The sequence below is a fragment of the Dactylosporangium sucinum genome (assembly GCF_014647515.1).
Taxonomy (GTDB): Bacteria; Actinomycetota; Actinomycetes; order Mycobacteriales; family Micromonosporaceae; genus Dactylosporangium; species Dactylosporangium sucinum.
In genome coordinates this window covers 1-2,725 of record NZ_BMPI01000164.1, presented here as the reverse complement: position 1 = coordinate 2,725, position 2,725 = coordinate 1, and the positions used below count along the sequence as shown (strand labels likewise).

1 protein-coding gene and 1 pseudogene are annotated in these 2,725 nt (G+C 70.1%); both read right to left on the bottom strand.

What is annotated here, in order from left to right:
• The coding region (locus IEZ31_RS55515) for a 3-hydroxyacyl-CoA dehydrogenase NAD-binding domain-containing protein (RefSeq protein WP_190258247.1) at positions 1-2,086 on the bottom strand (2,086 nt) is incomplete at its 3' end.
• Positions 2,086-2,725, bottom strand: a pseudogene (locus IEZ31_RS55510) (acetyl-CoA C-acyltransferase); the annotation flags it as partial. The gene IEZ31_RS55515 and the pseudogene IEZ31_RS55510, both read right to left, overlap by 1 nt.

Below are 2,725 nucleotides of genomic sequence, written 5' to 3'. Positions count from 1 at the left end.
AGCGGAACTGTTCGCCGCGGGTGGCTTTGTCCAGCAGGAGCTGTGGCGGTTCGAAGCGGGAGCCGTAGCGGGCGGCGAGCTCGCGGGCGCGGGTGACGAAGCCGTTCAGGCCGCCGTCGTATTGGTTGATGTACTGCAGGACGCCGCCGGTCCAGCCGGGGAACCCGATGCCGAGGATCGACCCGATGTTGGCGTCGGCGACGGACGTGAGCACGCCCTCGTCGAGGCACTTCACCGACTCCAGGGCCTCGGCGAACAGCATCCGCTCCTGCATGTCGGCGAACGGCAGCTTGACGTCGTCCTTGGCGAAGTGCTCGCGCAGCCCCGGCCAGAGCAGGCCGCGCTTGCCGTCGGCGTAGTCGTAGAACCCGGCGCCGCCGGACCGGCCGGTCCGGCCGAACTCGTCGATCATGCGGTCGATCACGGCGTCGGCGGGCGTCGGGGTCCAGGCGTCGCCGTACTGTTGCCGGATTTTGCGCGGCAGGGTGAGCGTCAGCTCGTCGATGAGCTGCAGCACCGGGGCCGGGTAGCCGGCCTGGGAGCTGGCCTGCTCGATCGAGGCGGGCGCGATGCCCTCGGCGAGCATGGCGACGCCCTCGTTGGTGAAGGTGCCGATGACGCGGCTGGTGAAGAAGCCGCGGCTGTCGTTGACGACGATCGGTGTCTTGCGCAGTTGCCGCACCACGCCGAGCGCCCGTTCGACGGCCTCGCCGGACGTCTCCCGGCCGCGGATCACCTCGACGAGTGGCATCTTGTCGACGGGTGAGAAGAAGTGCAGCCCGACGAAGTCCTCACGCCGCTTGACGCCGTCGGCGAGGGCCGTGATCGGCAGGGTCGAGGTGTTGGAGCACAGCAGGGCGTCGGGGGCGACGACGTCCTCGATCTCGGCGAACACCTTGTGCTTGAGTGCCGGGTCCTCGAACACGGCCTCGATGACCAGGTCGGCGCCGGCCAGGTCGGCCGGGTCAGCGGTCGGGGTGATCCGCGCCAGCAGGTCCGGGCCGCCGCGGCCCTTCTGCACCAGGCGTTCCGAGTAGGCCTTGCCCTGCTGGGCGGCGTCGGCGGTGACGTCCTTGAGCAGCACCTGCATCCCGGCCCGGGCACACACGTAGGCGATCGCCGCGCCCATCATGCCGGCGCCGAGGACGGCAACCTTCTGCAACGGCGCGGCCGTCGAGCCGCGGGCGTTGGCGGCCTGCAGGTCGAAGAAGAACGCCTGGATCATGTTCTTCGCGATCTGCCCGGTGGCCAGCTCCGTGAAGTACCGGCCCTCGATGTCGAACGCCGTGGCCAGATCGACCTGCGCACCCTCGACGGCGGCGGCGAGAATGTTACGCGGCGCGGGGTAGGGCGCGCCCTTGAGCTCCTTACGCAACCTCGCCGGGAACGCGGGCAGGTTCACCGCGAACGCCGGCGTGCTCGGCGTCCCACCCGGAATCTTGTACCCCTTCACGTCCCACGGCTGGACCGCGGCCGGGTTCGCGGCGATCCACGCACGGGCTGCGGACTCCAACCGCCCGGCCGGGACCACCTCGTGCACGAGCCCGACCTGCAGGGCCTTCGCCGGCTTGTGCCGCTGCCCCTGCAACAACACCTGCAGCAACGCCTCGGCGATACCCAGCAGCCGCACCGTGCGCACCACCCCACCACCACCCGGCAGCAGCCCCAGCGTCACCTCCGGGAAGCCGATCTCGATCCTCCGATCGTCGGCGACGATCCGGCGATGACACGCAAGCGCCAGTTCGAGGCCACCACCCAGCGCCGAGCCGTTGATCGCCGCGACGACCGGCCTGCCGAGGGTCTCCAGGCGGCGCAACTGGTCCTTGATGCGCTTGGCGGTGGCGTACGTCTCGGCGGCCTGGTCGGGCCCGATGCTGCCGAGGGCGTCGAGGTCGCCACCCGCGAACCAGGTCTTCTTCGCCGAGGTGATGACGACGCCGGCGAGGTCTTTGTCCGCTTCGAGGCGGTCGAGGGTGGCGTCCATGCTGGCGACGAACGCCTCGTTCATCGTGTTCGCGCCGCGGCTGGGGTCGTCGAGGGTGAGCACGACGACACCGTCGGCGCCCCGGTCATAGCGAATGGCCATCAGATCCGCTCCACAATCGTGGCGATGCCCATGCCACCGCCGATACACAGGGTCACCAGCCCATACCGCAACTGCCGCCGCTCCAACTCGTCAACCACCGTCCCGAGCAGCATCCCGCCCGTCGCCCCGAGCGGATGCCCCATCGCGATCGCACCACCGTTCACATTCACCTGCTCCAGCGAGAAGCCCAGGTCCTTCGCAAAGCGCAGCACCACCGCCGCGAACGCCTCGTTCATCTCCACCAGGTCGATGTCACCGACCGTCAGCCCCGCCTTGGCGAGAGCCTTGCGACTGGCCGGCGCCGGCCCGGTCAACATGATCGTCGGATCGGCACCGGACACCGCAGCGGCGACGATCCGCGCCCTCGGCGTCAGCCCGGCCTCCCGCCCGGCCCGCTCCGAGCCGACCACCACCAGCGACGCCCCGTCCACGATGCCGGACGAGTTACCGGCCGTGTGCACGTGGTCGATACGCTCGACCCAGTGGTACTTCTGCAGCGCCACGGCATCGAAGCCCGCCAGCTCGCCGATCGTGCCGAACGACGCCGGCAGCGCGCCCAGACCCTCCAACGTCGACGCGCGGACGTGCTCGTCACGATCGAGGACCACCAGGCCGTTACGGTCACGGACCGGCACCACC